Genomic DNA, 18,664 nt, shown 5'->3' with positions numbered 1-18,664 from the left:
AAGTGCCTCTTAGGCAAACAGATCTGCATATTCCTCGCGCAGTGCCTTTTTCTGTACCTTGCCCATGGTGTTGCGCGGCAGTTCCGCGACCAGCTCGATCCTCTTTGGCTGTTTGAACTTCGCCAGTTGATCCGACAGGGCCTCGGCAATTTTGTCGGCGCTGATGTTCTGAGGCTCGGAGGCCACCACGATGGCCACCACGGCCTCACCAAAATCGGGATGCGGCACGCCAATCACCGCGCTTTCCAACACGCCGGGCAGATCGTCAATCAGGCTTTCAACCTCTTTGGGATAGACGTTAAAGCCGCCGGTGATCACCAGATCCTTTTGCCGCCCGACAATGGTGATGTAGCCCTCCGCGTCCTGCCGGGCGAGATCGCCGGTGATGAACCAGCCATCAGCCTGCAACTCCTCGGCGGTCTTTTCCGGCATCTGCCAATAACCCCGGAACACATTTGCGCCGCGCACTTCCAGAACCCCGGTCTCACCACGCGCGACCTCGTGACCCTGATCCACGATTCGCGCCTCGACTCCGGGCAGCGGAAAGCCGACAGTGCCAGCACGGCGCTCGCCCTCATAGGGGTTTGAGGTGCTCATATTGGTTTCGGTCATCCCGTAGCGTTCCAGAATGCGGTGCCCGGTGCGCGCCTGCCATTGTTCATGGGTGTCCACCAGCAAGGGGGCAGAGCCCGAGATGAACAGCCGCATATTCGCTGCTCGCTCTGGCGTCAGTCGCGGATCCTGCAACAGACGGGTATAAAAGGTTGGTACCCCCATCAGAGCGGTAGCCTGCGGCATGGCCTCGAGGATTTGATCCGCGTTGAAACCCGACAGAAACACCACCCGCACCCCGGCAAAAAGCGCCACATTGGTCGCGACAAACAACCCGTGGGTATGAAAGATCGGCAAGGCGTGGATCAGCACGTCCGCGCTGGTGAACTGCCAATAGTCCCGCAGGGTCAGCGAATTGGACGCCAGATTGCCATGGCTCAGCATCGCCCCCTTTGAGCGCCCGGTGGTGCCTGAGGTATAAAGGATTGCCGCCAGATCGTCCGGCCCCCGCGGCACCGGAGTAAACCCGCCGCGTCCCACGACCGAATCCGTCAGCGTCCCCAGCCCCTTGGCATCCAGAGTCACAACCCGTGCCGCCCCGGAAATGGCCTGTATGTCCTCCAGGCGCGCGGGATCGCAAACCACCACACGCGGTGTGGCGTCGCCCAGGAAATAAGCCACTTCCGGCACCGTATAGGCGGTGTTGAGCGGCAGGAAGACGCCCCCTGCCATGACAGTTCCCAAATAGAGCTGGATTGCCTCGATGGTTTTTTCCACCTGCACCGCCACCCGGTCCCCGGGTTGAACCCCCAGGGCCACCAAGGCTGCGGCGTTGCGTTCTGCCCCGGCGAACAACTCTCCAAAGGTAACGCTGGCACGGGCAGGGAAGGTGGCAAAGTTGCGGGTCTCATGCCCCTTTGAGGCGCTATGCAGTCGGGAAATCAGGTGGTTGGCATCGTACATCTGCAGGCTCCTCAAGGTTTGCCGCAATCTGCGCCGGGGCTGATAGGGAAATCAACCCATTGATCTTTTTGTCGCAGGGGCGCAGGGTCCGGCCCATGGCCACATCCTTAACATCGCATCGACCTATGCTCGCTATCGCCCTAAAGGTCGTGGCCATTGGTCTCTTTACCGGTCTTTCCGCACTGATCAAGGCGGTGTCGGAGGTGATCCCAGCTGGCGAGGCGGTGTTCTTTCGCTCGTTTTTTGCTATTCCCGTCATTGTTGTCTGGCTGTCGATGCGGGGCGATTTGAAAAACGATTTAAAGACGCAACGGCCCATGGGTCACATTTTGCGCGGCTTGGTTGGCACCTCGGCGATGGCGATGACATTTATGGGGCTGGGCATGTTGCCCCTGCCAGAGGTCACGGCCATTGGCTATGCCACGCCGATTTTTACCCTGATCCTGGCCGCGGTGTTCCTGGGTGAGCGCATTCGCCTGATCCGTATCAGTGCCGTAGGCATTGGACTTCTCGGGGTTCTGATCATGATCTACCCGCGGCTCTCTGGTGGTATGGATATGTCCAGCGCCGCCTTTGTCGGCGTCCTGCTGATTTTGGGAGCCACGGTGGCACGCGGCTTTGTGCAGATTCACATTCGCCGCATGGTGATGACAGAGCACACAGCCGCCATCGTATTTTACTTTTCTGTCACCGCCTCACTGCTGTCCCTGCTGACCCTGCCCTTTGGCTGGGTCATACCTGATTTCACGACTTTGCTTTTACTGATTGGAGCAGGGCTGGTTGGTGGCGTCGCACAGATCCTTGTCACCTCCTCTTATCGCTTCGCCCCGGCCTCAATGCTGGCGCCCTATGACTATGTCTCGATGCTTTTTGCAATTGTTCTTGGCTATGTCTGGTTTGAAGAATGGCCGACCGCTGTCATGCTGGCCGGTGCCTGCCTAGTGATTGCTGGCAATGTCCTGGTGATCTGGCGCGAAAGCCGCCTGGGGTTGGTACGTGGTAAGGCGAAGTCTCTTACCGACCCCAAAGGCGGTTGAAGCCCTCTGTGCTCCGGTTAACGGCAGGAACCTCCGAAACGGGAAAACCATCCTTGATCGGGACATATTGCGAGGCTCTGCCTCGCGCTCCGGGATATTTTTGGCCAAATGAAATTGCTAAGGGCGACAACCGCACCGTCAGGTGCGCATACAGCAAAAGCGCGGAAGGTGACTTCCGCGCTTTTTCATTTTAACAACAGCAGATGCAGTTAGCTACGCACCAAGGCCTCATAGGCGGCAGCAATATCTCGTGTCATCTCTCCAACCTCAAATGTGTAGGGGCCGATTTCACCAACCGGGGTGACCTCAGCAGCGGTGCCGGTCAACCAGCACTGCTCAAACCCTTCCATTTCCTCGGGCAGGATACGGCGCTCGTGCACGGTGATGCCTTTTTCCTTGAGCATGCCGATTACAGTTTGCCGGGTAATACCATTGAGGAAGCAATCTGCCAGCGGCGTGTGGACTTCGCCATCTTTCACAAAGAAGATGTTGGCGCCGGTCGCCTCGGCGACATATCCCCGATAATCCATGAACAAGGCATCTGAGCAGCCCTTGGCCTCGGCCTTGTGTTTGGAGATTGTGCAGATCATATAGAGACCTGCGGCCTTGGCATGCACCGGAATAGTTTCCGGGCTGGGACGTTTGTACTCAGCGATATCCAGCTTGGCGCCTTCCATCTTGGCGTCCCCATAATAGGCCCCCCATCCCCAGACCGCCACGGCCATGCGCACCGGGTTCTGAGCCGAGGCAACCCCCATGTCCTCGCCGGAGCCACGCCAGACCAGGGCACGGACATAGGCATCCTGCAGACCTGAGGCCTTTAGGGTTTCTTCCTTTGCGGCCTCGATCTCATCCACCGAGTAGGGCATCGGCATATCCAGCGCCTCGGCGCTTGCAATCAGGCGCTCGGAATGTTCGCGGCTTTTGAAGATCTTGCCGTTATAAGCGCGTTCGCCCTCAAAGACAGAAGAAGCATAGTGCATCGCATGGGTCAGGACGTGCACCTTGGCATCGCGCCAGTTCACCAGTTCTCCATCCATCCAGATCAAGCCGTCACGATCATCATATCCAGCCATGCCACAGCCTCCTCAAAGCAGTTAGTATTTTCACAAGTTGCGCAACAAATGGCCGATGTGGACATATTGTTGCGCCAAAGCTGCGATTCGATACATCTTCACTCTTGGAATGTCAATATAGCTGACATAAACTGCCCGTTAGGCACTTAAGGCGAGTAGAAGGGAGAGCACCATGACAGAGGGTGACTCACGCGGGCGGTCAATGGGGCGATCGAGTCAGGCATTTGGCGGCGAAAGCCTGTTGTTTTTGACTGATGAGCAGCTACGGCAGGGGATCGAGGCAATGTTCTTTGCCTATCGCGGCTTTACCGCTGACCCCGACCGCATTCTGGCGCAGATGTCCTATGGCCGTGCCCATCACCGGGCCATTCACTTTATCAATCGCGCCCCCGGCACCACAGTGAACAACATGCTGACCATTCTGGGCGTCACCAAACAATCGCTCAACCGGGTTTTGCGCACCCTGATCAGCGACGGGCTGGTCGAAAGCCGGGTGGGCGTCACTGACAAACGCGAGCGCCATCTGCACCTCACCGACGCGGGCAGACAGCTGGAGGCAAAACTCTCCGATGCCCAGCGCGCCCGCATGCGTGCGGCCTACAAGGATGCCGGGCCCGAAGCCGTGCAGGGATTTAAGAAGGTACTGGAAGCCATGATGGATGCCGATATGCGCCGGGCCTATATCAATTTGCGGGAAACCGGATCATGAGCACATTTGACTCACATCTGTTGATCGTAGACGACGATGAGCGCATTCGCGGCTTGCTGAAGAAATTCCTGATGCGGGCCGGGTTTTTGGTCTCTGCGGCGCGTGACGCCGCCCATGCTCGCCGGGTGTTGGCGGGGCTGGATTTTGATCTGATCATTATGGATGTAATGATGCCGGGCGAGGATGGCATCTCGCTGACCAAATCGCTGCGCGAAACCATGTCGACGCCGATCCTGCTGCTCACTGCCAAGGGCGAAACCGAGGACCGCATTACCGGTTTTGAAGCAGGGGCAGACGACTACCTGCCCAAACCCTTTGAACCCAAGGAACTGCTGTTGCGGGTCAATGCGATCCTGCGGCGGGTGCCGGATACTTCGGCGCAGGATAGTGCCCCGAAGGTGCTGCACCTGGGCGAAATTCGCTATGACATAGAGCGCGGGGAGATGTGGCAGGGTAATGATCTGGTCCGGCTGACCGGCACCGAAAGCCAGCTGATGAAGATCTTTTCAGCCTGCCCGGGCGAGGCCGTGAGCCGGGCCAAACTGGTTGAGGATCTGGGCCGAGATCGCGGCCAAGCGCAGGAGCGCGCTGTAGATGTTCAGATCACCCGGCTGCGTCGCAAGATCGAGCCAAACCCCAAGCAACCCCAGTACCTGCAAACCGTGCGGGGCGCAGGCTATATGCTGGCGCCCGACTGACCATCTGCCTCCTTTGCCAATGCTTCAACCTCTTGCTGCCCCTATCGGCGATAGATTTGTTTGACCATTTTGTTTTGGAATCGTGTTAGTTTCCCTTGAGCTTCCGACAAAGGGGAGACGCAGCATGGGAGAGATCAATGAAATTGTTCAAACTGGCCGCCGTCGCTTGCCTTCTGCCACTTACGGTCCAGGCACAGGAACTAGACTACTGGGGGGAAGCCGGTGGTTGGGATGTAATGATCGATTCATCGCTGGGGGATGGCTGCCTGATCCAGGCGGCCTATAGCGATGGCTCCGTGGTTCGCATTGGCTTTGATCGCAACCAAGGCAACGGCTATGTGACAGCCTTTAATGAAGCCTGGGAGGGTATAGAGGAAGGCGTGACCTACCCGATCGCTTTTGATCTGGACAGTGAGGAGTATCAGGGGGAGGCAACCGGTATCTATCTGAACGATGTTCCAGGCGCCGATATCGCCTTTTCCAACCCGGACTTCCTGTTCGATCTGGCGCAGAAATACACCATGACCCTGTACAATGAACAGGGTGAGGTCATGGCAATCGACCTGGAGGGATCTTACGCCGGGCTAGAGGCTGCCATCGCCTGCCAGGAAGAAATGGGCTAATCTCTCTGCGCGTATTTTGCATGGCGGAATAATTCAGAGTTGCATCTTGTGGCCTCTGCCCCTTGAACCTTAGGTATATCAACTTGAAGACATCCTTTTCTTGTCACACTCCTGGGACACGCTGAATGACCACCGCCCTGATTACCCATGCTGACTGCCTGCGCCATGAAACACCTGAGGGACATCCCGAACAGGTGGCGCGACTGGAACATATCCTGCATGCGCTGGAGCCCTTGGATCTGAAGCGGGTTTCCGCGCCGATGGTGGCCGAGGATGATATCCTGCGCATTCATCCCGTGGATCACCTGCGCGCCCTACGCTCTGCCCATCCCAGCGAGGGCTATGTGCAGATCGACGGGGATACCTTTATGTCACCGGGAACCCTGGATGCAGCCTTTCGCGCAGCGGGCGCTGCGGTGCGTGCGGTGGATATGGTCCTGGGCGGAGAGGTGCAGAACGCCTTTGCCGCCATTCGCCCGCCGGGACATCATGCTGAGACCGAGACCGCCATGGGCTTTTGCTTCTTTGGCAATGCCGCGCTGGCTGCCAAACATGCGCTGGAGCATCACGGGCTGAATCGGGTCGCGGTGGTGGATTTTGACGTGCATCACGGCAATGGCAGCCAGGACCTCTTGTGGGATGAGCCCCGCGCACTGTTTGTGACCAGCCAACAGATGCCGCTTTGGCCAGGCTCTGGCCGTGTGGACGAGGACGGTGTGCATGGTCAGATCCTCAATATGCCACTGCCCCCCGAATCGGGAGGGGCAGAGATGCGCGCCGCCTACACGGGGCAGGCCTTTCCCCGCATCCGCGCCTTCAAACCGGAGCTGATCATCATCTCGGCAGGCTTTGATGCGCACCGCGATGACCCGCTCGCCAGCCTGAACTGGAGCACCGAGGATTTTGCTTGGCTCACGGCTGAGCTGTGCGCTCTGGCAGAGGAGCTGTGCCAGGGTCGTATCGTCTCGACTTTGGAAGGCGGATATGATCTGAACGCGCTAGCGCAGGCCACCCGTGGGCATGTGGAAGAATTGATAAAGGCAGCGACATGACCACCGAAACACCCGTGAACGAGATGAGCTTTGAACAGGCCATGCGCGAGCTGGAAACCGTTGTTGGCCAATTGGAACGTGGCGATGTGGCACTGGATGCCTCGATCGCGCTCTATGAACGTGGGGCACAGTTAAAACAGCGCTGCGAAGATGAACTGAAACGCGCCGAAGAAAAGGTGGCCTCTCTGACGCTGGATGCCAGCGGCACACCGATTGCAACCCAGGCTCTGGACGCTGGCTAACAGCATGGCTGTCCCGTTCACCGAGGCGCTGAAACAGGCGCAACAAGAGATCTCTGCCCGCTTGAATGCTATCATTCCTGTGGGCGCCACCCTCGGCAAACCGATGCTGCATGCCGTTCTTGGCGGCAAGATGCTGCGCGGTTTTTTGGTATTGGAAAGCGCCCGCCTGCACGGTGTTGATGCCGAGGCCGCCCTGGATGCAGCCGTCGCCATCGAGTGCATTCACGCCTATTCCCTGGTGCATGATGACCTGCCCTGCATGGATGATGATGATCTGCGCCGCGGCCTGCCGACTATCCACAAGAAATGGGATGAAGCCACCGCCGTTCTGACCGGCGATGCGCTGCAAACCCTGGCTTTTGACCTTTTGGCCGACAGTAAATTTGGCCCCAATGCGCTGGAGCTCATCCGGCTCTTGGCCCGCGCGGCTGGACACTCTGGCATGGTGCAGGGGCAGATGCTGGATATTGATGCCGAAACCGCCAGCACCCCGCTGACACTGGAGCAAATCACCCGCCTGCAAGACCGGAAAACTGGCTGCCTGATCAACTGGTCGGCCACCGTTGGACCGGTGATTGCCGGTGACGATTCCCGCGCCCTGTGGCAATATGCAACTGCCCTTGGTCTTGCTTTTCAGATTGCCGACGACATCTTGGATGTTGAAGGAGACGCGGAAAAGGTCGGCAAAGCCCTGCGCAAGGATGCCGATGCCGGCAAGGCAACCTTTGTCTCGCTCTTGGGGTTGGAGCCCGCAAAACAACGCGCGCGGGATCTGATCGACGAGGCCTGTGCCGCCCTCGCCCCCTACGGGGATGCGGGAGAAACCTTGAAGCAGGCCGCCCGCTTCGTTATTGCGCGAGACAGCTGACACCGGGGCCAATTTTGCCCCGCCCGCCACAAGGAAATACCATGTCTGACCGGCCCTCTACCCCGCTTTTGGACCAGATCGCGCGCCCTGCGGATATGAAGGGGCTGAGTGACAGCCAATTGGTACAACTGGCCCATGAGCTGCGGCAGGAGACCATCTCGGCGGTGTCCACCACCGGTGGTCATCTGGGCGCCGGTCTGGGCGTGGTTGAGCTGACCGTGGCCCTGCATGCGATTTTTGACACCCCTCGGGATAAACTGATCTGGGATGTGTCGCATCAGAGTTACCCCCACAAGATCCTGACCGAGCGCCGCGACCGTATCCGCACCCTGCGCACCAAGGGCGGGCTGTCGGGGTTCACCAAGCGCAGTGAGTCGCCTTACGATCCCTTTGGTGCGGCCCATAGCTCCACCTCGATCTCCGCAGCACTGGGGTTCTCGGTTGCCCGCGACCTGGGCGGCGTTGTGCCCGAAGGCCTGGGTGAGGCAATCGCGGTGATTGGCGATGGCTCGATGTCGGCCGGCATGGCCTTTGAGGCGATGAACAACGCCGGCCATCTGAACAAGCGTATGATCGTGATCCTCAACGACAACGAGATGAGCATTGCTCCCCCCGTTGGCGCCCTGTCGTCCTACCTGTCACGGCTCTATGCCGAAGAGCCTTTCCAGGAGCTGAAGGCCGTGGCCAAGGGCGCGGCCTCGCTATTGCCGGAACCCTTCCGAGAAGGCGCCAAACGCGCCAAGGACATGCTGAAAGGCATGGCTGTGGGCGGCACCATGTTTGAATCCTTTGGCTTCTCCTATGTCGGGCCGATTGATGGTCACGACATGGACCAGCTGCTGCCAGTGCTGCGCACAGTCAAGGCCCGCGCCAAGGGCCCGGTGCTGATCCATGTACTGACCAAAAAGGGCAAGGGCTACGCCCCCGCCGAGGCCGCCCGCGACAAGGGCCATGCCACCGCCAAATTTGATGTGGTCACCGGCAAACAGCACAAAACGCCTTCAAACGCGCCCTCCTATACGGGAGTCTTTGGTGATGAGCTGGTGAAACTCGCCGCCAAGGACGACAAGATCTGCGCCGTAACCGCCGCCATGCCCGATGGCACTGGCCTGGCGCTGATGGCCGAACGCTACCCCTCGCGCTGTTTTGATGTGGGCATTGCTGAACAACACGGCGTCACCTTTGCCGCTGCCCTGGCGGCGGGCGGAATGAAGCCATTCTGCGCGATGTATTCGACTTTCCTGCAGCGTGGCTATGACCAGGTGGTGCATGACGTCGCCATCCAGCGCCTGCCTGTGCGCTTTGCCATCGACCGCGCCGGTCTGGTCGGTGCCGATGGGGCCACCCATGCGGGATCTTTCGACATTGGCTTTATGGCCAACCTGCCCGGCATGGTGGTCATGGCCGCCGCGGACGAGGCCGAGCTGGTGCATATGGTCCATACCGCCGCCGCCTTTGATGCAGGGCCCATCGCCTTTCGCTATCCGCGTGGCGAGGGCGAAGGGGTCGAAATGCCCGAGGAACCGCAACTGCTGGAAATCGGCAAGGGCCGGATGATCCAGGAGGGCAAGCGCGTCGCGCTGCTCTCCTTTGGCACCCGTCTGGGCGAGGTCAAAAAGGCTGCCGAGGCGCTCTCTGCCAAGGGCATCACGCCAACAATCGCCGACGCCCGCTTTGCCAAACCGCTGGACCGCGAGATGATCCTGGATCTGGTGGCAGGTCACGAAGCCCTGATCACCATAGAAGAAGGCGCCGTGGGCGGCTTTGGCAGCCATGTGGCGCAGCTTTTGTCGGATGAGGGCGTCTTTGACGCGGGCTTCAAATACCGCTCCATGGTGCTGCCCGATACCTTCATCGATCAGGCCAGCCCCAAGGACATGTACGAGACCGCCGCCATGAACGCACCGCAGATCGAAGCCAAGGTGCTGGAAGTTCTGGGCGTGGCGCAGATCGGGGAAAAGCGGGCTTAATCTGCGCAAACAATAGGTCTGAGACTGCCTGGGGAGGCGAAAATGCGTCTGTCTGTTGTGTCAGAGTCAAACCTTCGGTTTGACGGGCAGGCAGGGCCGCAAGTGTGCGGGCGAGGTATTCAAACCTAGTTATAGCCAGTGACTTTGCAGAAGACTCGATAAACACTGGCTGACCCTCGATCGTTCAGCGCACGCACAAGTCTGGCAATTTGCTCATCACCCAAAAGATGAACCGGCAACCGATCCGGGTTCACAACCGCCAAGTTCATCAACATTGCCAGTTTTGTAAACACCGCGGGACCAAGAGCAACATCAATGCGACGCGTGAATGACTGCTGCTGCCACAGCTGGTCCAGAACACCGGGAGACGCATCATTTACACGTCCGTAAAGGCGACGCAGTGTCCTGAAGTTCAACAATACAAAGATCAGATGCAAAATGCCCATGCTCTACAACGCTGGCGGCTCAGCCGGCGGCACAAACGCCTCCATATCTTCTGCCGCCAGCACGGCCCGCAACCCCTCGCGATAGCTGGGATAGAGCAGCTCCACCCCCAGTTCGGACTTGATGCGGTTGTTGTGCACACGTTTGTTCTCACCATAAAAACTGCGCGCCATTGGGGTCATGCCCGCCTCATCAAAGGGCACTTCGGCAGGTATGGGCAGGCCCAGCAGCTCTGCCGCGTAGCCCAGGACATCCTGCGGCGGCGCCGGGTCATCATCGCAGAGGTTGTAGATCCCGCCCGGGTTGGGCTGGTCCATCGAGGCCAGCAGCGCCTGGGTGATATCCTCCACATGGATGCGCGAAAACACCTGCCCCGGTTTGACGATGCGCCGCGCCTTGCCCGCCATCAGCTTGGCAAAGGGGCCGCGCCCGGGACCGTAGATCCCAGCCAGACGAAAGATATGCAGCGGCAGATCCGGGATCTCTTGCCATTGACGCTCTGCCAAGGCACGCCAGTTTCCGCGTTCACTGGTTGGCGCGACTGGCGTGGCCTCATCCACCCAATCGCCGCCCCTATCGCCATAAACGGCCGTGGTCGACAGATAGCCAAACCACGCGAGATCAGTCGCAACAGCGGCAATCTCATCGTGCAGAGCTGCCAGTATCGGATCACCCAAGGCGCCCGGGCCGATCGAGCTCAGCACATGGGTAACTCCGGTCAGAGAGATTTCCTCGTCAGGCCAGGTAATCATCTCCACACCCGGCACCTCCACCGGCTCACGCGCCGTGCCGATCACCCGCCAGCCACGCGCCAAAAGCTGCGGCGCCAGGCTGCGCGCAGTATAGCCATATCCAAGACAAAGAAGTGTTTTCTGCATGACCTCTACTTGAGCGGAACTGCCAAGCCGCGCAAGGCTTGATTCGAATCCTTCACCACTCTTTGATGACCCCATGACAGATGAACAACCAGATCTCGCCGCCGCCTATGATCTTGCCTCGCCAGAACAATCCCGGCGGCTCTATGCGCAATGGGCCGCAAGTTATGATGACTCAGCTACCACCTGCCCTTTCAAACCGCGCAGGCCTTTGTCGCGGCGGGTGGCCATGGGCCGGTGCTGGATGCTGGGGCCGGAACGGACCTTTGCGGGCAGGCCCTGTCTGATCTGGGCATCTCACCGCTGGAGGCCACCGATATCAGCCCCGAAATGTTGGCCCAGGCCGCACAAAAGGACATCTACCGCGACCTGATCGAGGCCGATCTTTTACAGGGTATCCCGGTGCCCCAGGCAGTTATCGCGGCGTGGTCTCCTCCGGCACTTTCACCCATGGTCATATCGGCCCCGAGGCTCTGCCCGCGCTATTGCGCGTCGGCGCCCAAGGCGCGCAATATGCCCTGTCCATAAATGCCAAGTTCTACCACAAATCCGGGTTTGCGAACGCCTTTACCCGCCTGATTGATGGTGGATGGATCTCGGATTTCACCCTGCTTGAGGTCCCGATCTACGGCGAAGCCGCCAGGGATGAGCACCGCGGTGACAAGGCCTTTATCGCCCTGTTCAAAAAGGCCTGACCCCGCGCCCTACTCCCACGACCTGCAAGAAAGCGGCAAGCAGCGCGCTGCCGGGCCCAACCCTAAAGCAGCAGTCTTTGACTGCTGCGGCAGGGGCGGGAGAGCACCCTTGGCCCTTTTCAGCACCCTTTCCAGACCGGATCGCGTTTCTCGGCAAAGGCGCGGGCCCCTTCCAGCTGATCCTCGCTGGAATATAGCACATCCACCGAACGCAGTTGGCGCTGCGTGATGTGGTTCATCGCATCCTGGAACTTGGCGCCCTCGGCGTCGCGCACCACCTCTTTGATCGCCGCGTAGACCAGCGGCGGCCCCGAGGCGAGCAGCCGCGCCAGTTCCCAGGCACGGTCCATCAACTGATCGGCGGGCAGGATCTCGTTCACCAGCCCCCAGCGGTTTGCTTCCTCAGCATCAAACCAACGCCCGGTGAGCAAAAGCTCCATGGCGATGTGATAGGGGATCCGCTTTGGTAGCTTGATCGAGGCCGCATCCGCCACTGTACCAGAGCGGATTTCCGGCAGGGCAAATGTCGCATGCTCCGCCGCCAGGATCATATCCGCCGAGATCGCCAGTTCCAGCCCGCCACCACAGGCGATACCATTCACCGCCGCGATCACCGGTTTGTTCATGTCGCGCATTTCCTGCAGGCCGCCAAAACCGCCCACTCCATAATCGCCATCAACCTCATCCCCGTCGGCGGCGGCCTTCAGATCCCACCCGGGGCAAAAGAATTTCTCGCCGCCCCCCGTCAGAATTGCCACCCGCAGTTCCGGATCATCGCGGAAATCGCGAAACACCTCGCCCATGATCCGGCTGGTCGCCAGATCGATGGCATTGGCTTTGGGCCGATCCAGCGTGACCTCCAGAATGGCGCCTTCGCGCCGGGTTTTTACCGGCCCCTCAGTCAAATCCACACCCATCATTTCATAAAATCCTTTCTTCGCATCAGCGCATCCGCCGCCACCGCATCGGTCGGTGTACACAAGAGCGGGTTGATTTCAATTTCTTCCAGACCCTCTGCTTCAGCCAGCACATAGGACTGCACTGACTTGATGGCCCGCAGGATTGCAGCGCGGTCGGCGGCTGGTTTGCCGCGATAGCCTGCCAGCAGTTTTGAGATTTTCAACCCATCCAAAGCGGCATCAATTGCTGCATCACTGGCGGGCAGCAACAGCGAGGTGCTGTCTTGCAGGATCTCGGTCAGGGTACCGCCAGCGGCCAGCGTCAGAACAAAGCCATGCGCCGGGTCTTTCACCACCCCGATCAGCAGCTCTGCAACAGCATCATTGACCATTTCCTCGACCAAAAACCGCTCGGTTGGCATCGCATCTGCCGCTTCGCTGACGTCGCCACCCGACCTCAGCCCAAGCACCACCGCACCGGCTTCGGTCTTATGGGCGATGCCTTCGCCTTTCAGCACCACCGGATAGCCGATATCAGCCGCCGCAGCCCGCGCCATGCCGGGGGATTTTGCCCGAATGGATTTGGGCAGGCGCAGCCCATAATGCCCCAGCCGGAACTTGGCTTCTGCTTCCGAGACCAGGCTGGGCTCCACCACAGCTGTGGGCAGCAACAAAGGTTCACCCATTTCTGCGCGTGGTTCGGCAGCAGCGGCGCAGGCCACCAGGGCCTCCCGCAGCCCACAAAAGGGCACCACCCCCGAGGCCATCAATTGCTCAGAAACCATTTCGGGCAGCAGTTCCGGCAGACTCGCTACCAGGGCAACATTTGCCCCGGTAGCCTGGCGCGCGCCAATGGCGGCGGCAATGGCACAGTCCCAATCCTCGGCAGAGCAACGATCCGCACGGGGAAAATCGACAATCAGAAGGGTCATCGCCAGAGAGGGATCCATCATCGCAGACCAGGCCCGCGTCATCGCCTCTGTGTCGCGCCAGATATAGGTGTGATAATCCAGCGGATTTGCCAGCGCCACCATCGGCCCCAGCGCCGCGCGCAGATTCTCCCGCTGGCTGTCGTTCAGCGGTGGAAATACCACAGGCAGGTCATGGCCCGTATCCGCTGCCAGGCTGGCCTCGCCGCCGGAACAGCTGATCGAGGCAATACGATTGCTGGGCAGCGGCCCGGTCACATGCAACAGTTTCAGCACCTCCAAAAACGAAGGCAGATCATCCATCCGCGCAATGCCAAGCCGCGACAGCAAAGCCGAAGCTCCCGCGTCGCCGCCTGCAAGCGATGCGGTATGGGAAATGGTTGCCGCCTGAGCCTCCGCCGATTTGCCCACCTTCAGGGCGATAATCGGCTTGCCCAGGGCACGTGCCTTTGCCGACAGGGCCTCAAAGGCTCTCAGATCGCCAAAACCCTCGATATGCAGGCCCAGCGCGGTGACGCGATCATCGTCCAGCAGGGCCTCGCCAATGGCGGCAATGCCGGACTGCGCCTGATTGCCCGCTGCCACCACATAGGCAATGGGAAGCCCCCGTGTCTGCATGGTCAGATTGATGGCAATATTGGAGCTTTGGGTGACCAGGGCGACACCCTTTTCCACCCGTTTGCCGCCATGCTGATCCGGCCAGAGTAATGCCCCGTCCAGATAATTGATAAAGCCATAGCAATTGGGGCCGAGGAAGGGCATCTCACCCGCTGCCTCCAACAGCTGCGCCTGAAGATCGGCGCCCTCAGAATCCTCGGCCTGGGCCTCAAGAAAGCCCGAAGCAAAACAGACAGCACCGCCTGCGCCGCGTTCCGATAGGGCTCTGACCACCTCAATTGTGGCAAAGCGATTGACGCCGATAAAGGTGGCATCAGGTGCATCCGGCAGGCTGGCAACATCCTTGTAGGCCTGCAATCCTGCCAGCTCTTCCGCTTTGGGATGAACCGGCCATATCTCGCCATCGAACCCCATTTTCTGGCACTGTTCAATCACCAGCCGACACCAGGCACCACCGCCAACAACGGCAATGGTTTTGGGCCTAAATAGCCTGTTTAGAGACTTCATTTCTATCTATTCACCACTTGTAGCCCGGTCCAGATGGCCCAGGTCCTGTTGCGGGTTGATCCGGTCACGCACGCGGGTTTTCAGCTCTTTCACATCCGGAAATCCACCATCACGCTTGCGCTCCCAGATCAGCTCTTGATCGAGCCTGATCTCAAAGATGCCCCCGACCTCCCCCGGAACCAGACTCACCGCGCCCAATTGATCCTGAAAGGTCGACAACAGTTCCTGCGCCATCCAGGCAGCGCGCAGCATCCAGTTGCAGCCGATACAATAGGTGATGGTGATCTTTGGTTTTTGAGAGGGTATCGTGGTCATGGCTCATCAGGCTCCGTGGGCGCGTAACATTTCACGGCTGATGATATGGCGTTGGATCTCGCTCGTCCCCTCCCAAATGCGCTCAACCCGCGCATCACGCCAAATACGTTCCAGCGGCAGCTCATCCATCAGCCCCATGCCGCCATGGATCTGGATTGCTTCATCGGCAACCATGGCCAGCATCTCGGTGGCTTTCAGCTTGGCCATCGACATATCGGATTCGGTGACGGTGCCCTGATCGAACTTCCAACCGGCCTCAAAGGTCAGCAGATTGGCAGCTTTCAGCTCCAGCGCCATATCGGCCAGCTTGAAAGACACACCCTGGAATTTGCCGATCTGCTGGCCAAATTGTTTGCGCTCAGCGGCATATTCAACCGAGTGCTGCAGGGCCCGTTCTGCCCGACCCAGACAGGTGGCCGCCACCTGCAAACGGGTCGCCCCAAGCCAGGTATTGGCGACATCAAAGCCTTTATCGACCTCGCCCAGAATGGCCGAAGACGGCAGGCGGCAATCGTCAAACTCCAGCACCTGATTGGTGTAACCCCGGTGCGAGACATTGCGGTAACCATCGCGCACAGCAAAGCCCGGCGTGCCCTTGTCCACAAAGAAGGCGGTGATCTTTTTCTTCGGCCCGCGTGGGGTGTCCTCGACGCCGGTCGCCATAAAGCAGATGGCAAAATCGGCGATATCGGCATGGCTGATGAAATGTTTGGTACCGTTCAGGATCCAGTCATCGCCATCCCGACGGGCGGTGGCCTTCATGCCGCGCAGATCCGATCCCGCGTCCGGCTCTGTCATCGCCAGACAGTCCCATTTCTCGCCCTTCATGCAGGGAAAGAGATATTTCTCTTTCTGCTCTTCGGTGCCCGCCAGCAGGATATTCGACGGACGCGCAACTCCGGTCCAGTGCAGCGCATAGTTGGCGCGGCCCAGCTCCTTTTCATACATCAGCCAGCTGAGCGTATCGAGCCCGGCACCCCCCACCTCTTCGGGCATATTGGCGGCATAAAGTCCGGCTTCCATCGCCTTGGCCTGGATGTCCTTGATCACATCCATGTCCAGGTGACCGGTGCGTTCAATTTCCAGCTCATGGGGGTAGAGCTCATTTTCCACAAAGGCACGGGTCGTCTCGACGATCATTGCCTGTTCTTCTGTCATGCCAAAATGCATCGCGCCTGTCCTTCTCTTTGACTTGCCGATCACTCTATCGCCGGACTAAGGTCACTTCGTGCAAAGATGGGCCGTATCATGCAGAATTGGGTAAAAGATAACGCTGCGGTGCAGCAGGTTGATCTGCTGCTGTTTGACGATTTTTCCGGCCACTGTCTCGCCAATACGGTAGAGCCTTTGCGGGCCGCAAATACCCTGGCGGGGCGGCAAATCTATGCCTGGCGGTTTCTCACCTTAGATGGGCGGCCTGCCACCTCTTCCGCTGGAATGGAGGTAAACCCACATGACCGTCTGGCGCGCTGTCAGGGGGATATGCTGATCGCCATGCCATCCTATCGCTACCGCCCCCTGGCGACGAGCACCGCCAAGAACGCCCTGCGCGCTGCTGCCAAACGCTACAAAGTGATGGCCGGCTTTGATGCCGGGGCCTGGCTGTTGGCCGCAGCGGGGCTGCTGGACGGGCTGCGGGCCACCATCCACTGGGAGGAGCTGGTCAGTTTCGCCGAAGACTTCCCGCAGGTGGAGGTGCTGCGGCTGCGTCATGTCCGAGACGGAAACCGCATCACCTGCTCTGGCGCGCTGGCCGCGTTTGATCTGATGATGGACCTGATCGGACAGACCCATGGTCAGGCACTACGGCTCGAAGTGGCCACCCTGTTCATGAGCCCCGAAGCCACCGAGGTACAAAGCCCGTCCTGGGGGGCAGGGCTTGCCCGCAGTGGCTCGGTTGCCCGCGCCTTGGGGCTAATGCAGTCCAACATTGAAACACCGCTGACCATTCTGGACATTGCCCGTCAGGTTGGGCGCAGCCGCAAGGAGCTTGAAAAGCGAATGAAGGCGCAACTGGGTGCCACACCGCAGGCAATCTATCGTCGGCTACGCCTTATGCAGGCCCGAAAGTTTGTATTAGAGACTGATCTAAGCGTGGCAGAGATTGCCCTGCGCGCAGGTTACGAAGACCCCAGCGCCATGACTCGCGCCTACCGCGAGGAGTTTGGGGCAACTCCGCGCCAGATGCGATCCGACTTCTAGCCAATTCCCTTTGTTCTCCACTCCTTGAATAGAAAGCGAGAGATACCTATCTCTCATCTGTTTGCTGATGATGGGAGTGAAGGCTTTTCACTTTCCTAGGTTTTCTTTTCAAAAAGCCATCAATGCACGCGATTGCGTGGAGGAGTGATTGGACGATTGTCCAACAGTCCTTTGATGAGGGCATGAAATGGAAAACCCGGAACTCTTAATTGCTTTGGCAAAGATGTTGACTGCAGCATTCAAGTTTGGCTCCTTTTGTATCATCGCATATTTGCAATGCAGGAAGTGGTAAGAAGTCTGCAGCGCCAGCGGCAGACACGCGCCTGCCCGCCCCACGGCGGGCGCGTTCCGCTCCCGCCCGGGCAGACGCTTAGCGTAATCTACCCAAACATCCGCTTCTTGCGGGCGCGGGTTTCAGCGGTGGCCTCATCACTGCCGTCGTGAAAGGTGCCGAACCAGCGATCCCAGGGCATCTCCTGATTGCCATAGTTGCACTCGTAGTAACGATGATGCAGCTGGTGATAGAAGGTGCCCAGCGCCAGCCAACGTTTGTCCTTGATCAGCAGATCCTCGTATCCGGTGTGGGTCATCGCAGCCCCCGGCCCCTGAAACACGATGTGAAAATACAGGTGGATCGGATGGCTCGCCACCACCCAGTGGAGACACAGCGTGGTCAGGTAGATGAAATGCTCAATGGGGTGCATGGCAAAGCCGGACCAGGGGCCAATATTGACGTTGCGGTGATGCAGGGAATGCACCCGTTTGTACAGAAACGGTTGATGCAACAGCCGATGTACCCAGTAGAAATGAAAGGCCGACCACATGGGAATAATCACCAAAAGCGCTAGGAACCAGATCGGGCTTTCGGCAAAACTGATCATGGGTGTGTAGCCATTGGCCATCAGCCACATGGTCACGACCTGAAAGCCGGTGAGCTGCAAAACCCCCGACCCCAGTGACCAGAACATATTGTCCTTCACCTGATCGCTGAAATCCCACAGCTTGTTGTTGCGCCCCTGTTCGCGGCGCTCGAACTTGAGCTTTTTGCCCTGCCCCCGGCGCATATAGAAATACCAGTGCAAGCCCCCCGCGACGGTAAAAATCATCACAAAATTCACCAGCCAGATCTGCAGGATCCAGCCAATTGCAAAGCTCCGCGCGGTCTCTACTGAGGGGTAAAAGACCCACCACAGCACCAGCGCCAGTGCCAGCATCAGAACCCGCTCGCTGAGGGTGAGCCAATTGCGCATCAGCCAGCGGATCAGAAAGGCTGGGTTGGGGGGCCATTGAAAGATCGACGGGTTCTGCAAGGGCAGATCCGGGTGATAATTCCAGTCCCGACCCATATCCTGCATCTGCTCGGGCGGTTCTTTGGTCTCTGACATCGTCT

General features: G+C 59.2%; 19 protein-coding genes. 10 read left to right on the top strand and 9 right to left on the bottom strand.

The features are described from left to right. Positions 1-9: 9 nt before the first annotated feature. A complete protein-coding gene (locus tag ED661_RS14160) occupies positions 10-1,515 on the bottom strand; it encodes a malonyl-CoA synthase (protein ID WP_122074556.1) in 1,506 nt (501 codons plus the stop codon). A 95-nt stretch (positions 1,516-1,610) separates the two neighbouring features. Between ED661_RS14160 and ED661_RS14155 the strand changes: the two genes are divergently transcribed. Beyond that, a complete protein-coding gene (locus tag ED661_RS14155) occupies positions 1,611-2,552 on the top strand; it encodes a DMT family transporter (RefSeq protein ID WP_122074555.1) in 942 nt (313 codons plus the stop codon). 209 nt (positions 2,553-2,761) lie between these two features. Here ED661_RS14155 and ED661_RS14150 read toward each other — a convergent pair whose 3' ends face one another. Further along, positions 2,762-3,628, bottom strand: a complete 867-nt coding sequence (locus tag ED661_RS14150; protein WP_122074554.1) for a branched-chain amino acid aminotransferase — start codon at positions 3,626-3,628, stop codon at positions 2,762-2,764. A 172-nt stretch (positions 3,629-3,800) separates the two neighbouring features. On the opposite strand from ED661_RS14150, the gene ED661_RS14145 reads away from it, so the two are divergent. The 7 genes from ED661_RS14145 (at position 3,801) to dxs (ending at position 9,790) form a co-directional block, all read left to right on the top strand. Then, on the top strand, positions 3,801-4,337 hold the full coding sequence (locus tag ED661_RS14145; protein ID WP_254054842.1) for a MarR family winged helix-turn-helix transcriptional regulator: 537 nt from the start codon (positions 3,801-3,803) through the stop codon (positions 4,335-4,337). Next, positions 4,334-5,035 carry a response regulator gene (locus ED661_RS14140; RefSeq protein ID WP_122074553.1) on the top strand — a complete coding sequence of 234 codons (702 nt, stop codon included), beginning with the start codon at positions 4,334-4,336 and terminating at the stop codon, positions 5,033-5,035. The genes ED661_RS14145 and ED661_RS14140 overlap by 4 nt, the downstream gene beginning before the upstream one ends. A gap of 137 nt (positions 5,036-5,172) precedes the next feature. After that, entirely contained in the window at positions 5,173-5,658 is a 486-nt protein-coding gene (locus ED661_RS14135) for a hypothetical protein (RefSeq protein ID WP_122074552.1), read from the top strand. 125 nt (positions 5,659-5,783) lie between these two features. Then, positions 5,784-6,710, top strand: a complete 927-nt coding sequence (locus ED661_RS14130) for a histone deacetylase family protein (RefSeq protein WP_122074551.1) — start codon at positions 5,784-5,786, stop codon at positions 6,708-6,710. Next, positions 6,707-6,952, top strand: coding sequence for an exodeoxyribonuclease VII small subunit (locus ED661_RS14125; protein WP_054461847.1), 246 nt, complete (start codon positions 6,707-6,709; stop codon positions 6,950-6,952). Before ED661_RS14130 ends, ED661_RS14125 begins: the two co-directional genes overlap by 4 nt. A 4-nt stretch (positions 6,953-6,956) precedes the next feature. Then, positions 6,957-7,820 (top strand): polyprenyl synthetase family protein, encoded by an 864-nt coding sequence (locus ED661_RS14120; RefSeq protein WP_122074550.1) that lies wholly within the window; start codon positions 6,957-6,959, stop codon positions 7,818-7,820. A gap of 41 nt (positions 7,821-7,861) precedes the next feature. Further along, on the top strand, positions 7,862-9,790 hold the full coding sequence (gene dxs / locus ED661_RS14115; protein ID WP_122074549.1) for a 1-deoxy-D-xylulose-5-phosphate synthase: 1,929 nt from the start codon (positions 7,862-7,864) through the stop codon (positions 9,788-9,790). Positions 9,791-9,915: 125 nt separating this feature from the next. Here dxs and ED661_RS14110 read toward each other — a convergent pair whose 3' ends face one another. Together ED661_RS14110 and ED661_RS14105 are read right to left on the bottom strand one after the other, a co-directional pair. Then, positions 9,916-10,236 (bottom strand): hypothetical protein, encoded by a 321-nt coding sequence (locus ED661_RS14110; RefSeq protein ID WP_122074548.1) that lies wholly within the window; start codon positions 10,234-10,236, stop codon positions 9,916-9,918. A 3-nt stretch (positions 10,237-10,239) separates the two neighbouring features. After that, positions 10,240-11,112, bottom strand: a complete 873-nt coding sequence (locus tag ED661_RS14105; protein WP_122074547.1) for an SDR family oxidoreductase — start codon at positions 11,110-11,112, stop codon at positions 10,240-10,242. Between the two features lie 422 nt (positions 11,113-11,534). Between ED661_RS14105 and ED661_RS22415 the strand changes: the two genes are divergently transcribed. After that, positions 11,535-11,804 (top strand): hypothetical protein, encoded by a 270-nt coding sequence (locus ED661_RS22415; RefSeq protein ID WP_371412446.1) that lies wholly within the window; start codon positions 11,535-11,537, stop codon positions 11,802-11,804. 119 nt (positions 11,805-11,923) lie between these two features. Here ED661_RS22415 and ED661_RS14095 read toward each other — a convergent pair whose 3' ends face one another. From ED661_RS14095 to ED661_RS14080, 4 genes are read right to left on the bottom strand one after another with little or no spacing between them, the layout of a single operon-like run. Then, positions 11,924-12,721: a carnitinyl-CoA dehydratase gene (locus ED661_RS14095; protein ID WP_122074669.1), complete on the bottom strand. Its 798-nt coding sequence runs from the start codon at positions 12,719-12,721 to the stop codon at positions 11,924-11,926. Next, positions 12,721-14,757, bottom strand: coding sequence for an acetate--CoA ligase family protein (locus tag ED661_RS14090; RefSeq protein ID WP_122074546.1), 2,037 nt, complete (start codon positions 14,755-14,757; stop codon positions 12,721-12,723). The genes ED661_RS14095 and ED661_RS14090 overlap by 1 nt, the downstream gene beginning before the upstream one ends. Before the next feature lie 6 nt (positions 14,758-14,763). Continuing rightward, entirely contained in the window at positions 14,764-15,072 is a 309-nt protein-coding gene (locus ED661_RS14085; RefSeq protein WP_122074545.1) for a SelT/SelW/SelH family protein, read from the bottom strand. 6 nt (positions 15,073-15,078) lie between these two features. Then, entirely contained in the window at positions 15,079-16,242 is a 1,164-nt protein-coding gene (locus tag ED661_RS14080) for an acyl-CoA dehydrogenase family protein (protein ID WP_122074544.1), read from the bottom strand. A gap of 78 nt (positions 16,243-16,320) precedes the next feature. Between ED661_RS14080 and ED661_RS14075 the strand changes: the two genes are divergently transcribed. Then, a complete protein-coding gene (locus ED661_RS14075) occupies positions 16,321-17,274 on the top strand; it encodes a GlxA family transcriptional regulator (RefSeq protein ID WP_122074668.1) in 954 nt (317 codons plus the stop codon). A gap of 380 nt (positions 17,275-17,654) precedes the next feature. On the opposite strand, the gene ED661_RS14070 is transcribed toward ED661_RS14075, so the two are convergent. Further along, on the bottom strand, positions 17,655-18,659 hold the full coding sequence (locus tag ED661_RS14070; protein WP_254054841.1) for a sterol desaturase family protein: 1,005 nt from the start codon (positions 18,657-18,659) through the stop codon (positions 17,655-17,657). Between the last annotated feature and the right edge of the window lie 5 nt (positions 18,660-18,664).

It is taken from the genome of Pseudophaeobacter sp. EL27 (assembly GCF_900313025.1).
Classification (GTDB): domain Bacteria; phylum Pseudomonadota; class Alphaproteobacteria; order Rhodobacterales; family Rhodobacteraceae; genus Pseudophaeobacter.
The sequence above is the reverse complement of the archived record's forward strand: the minus strand, read 5'-3'. Positions and strand labels throughout refer to the sequence as shown.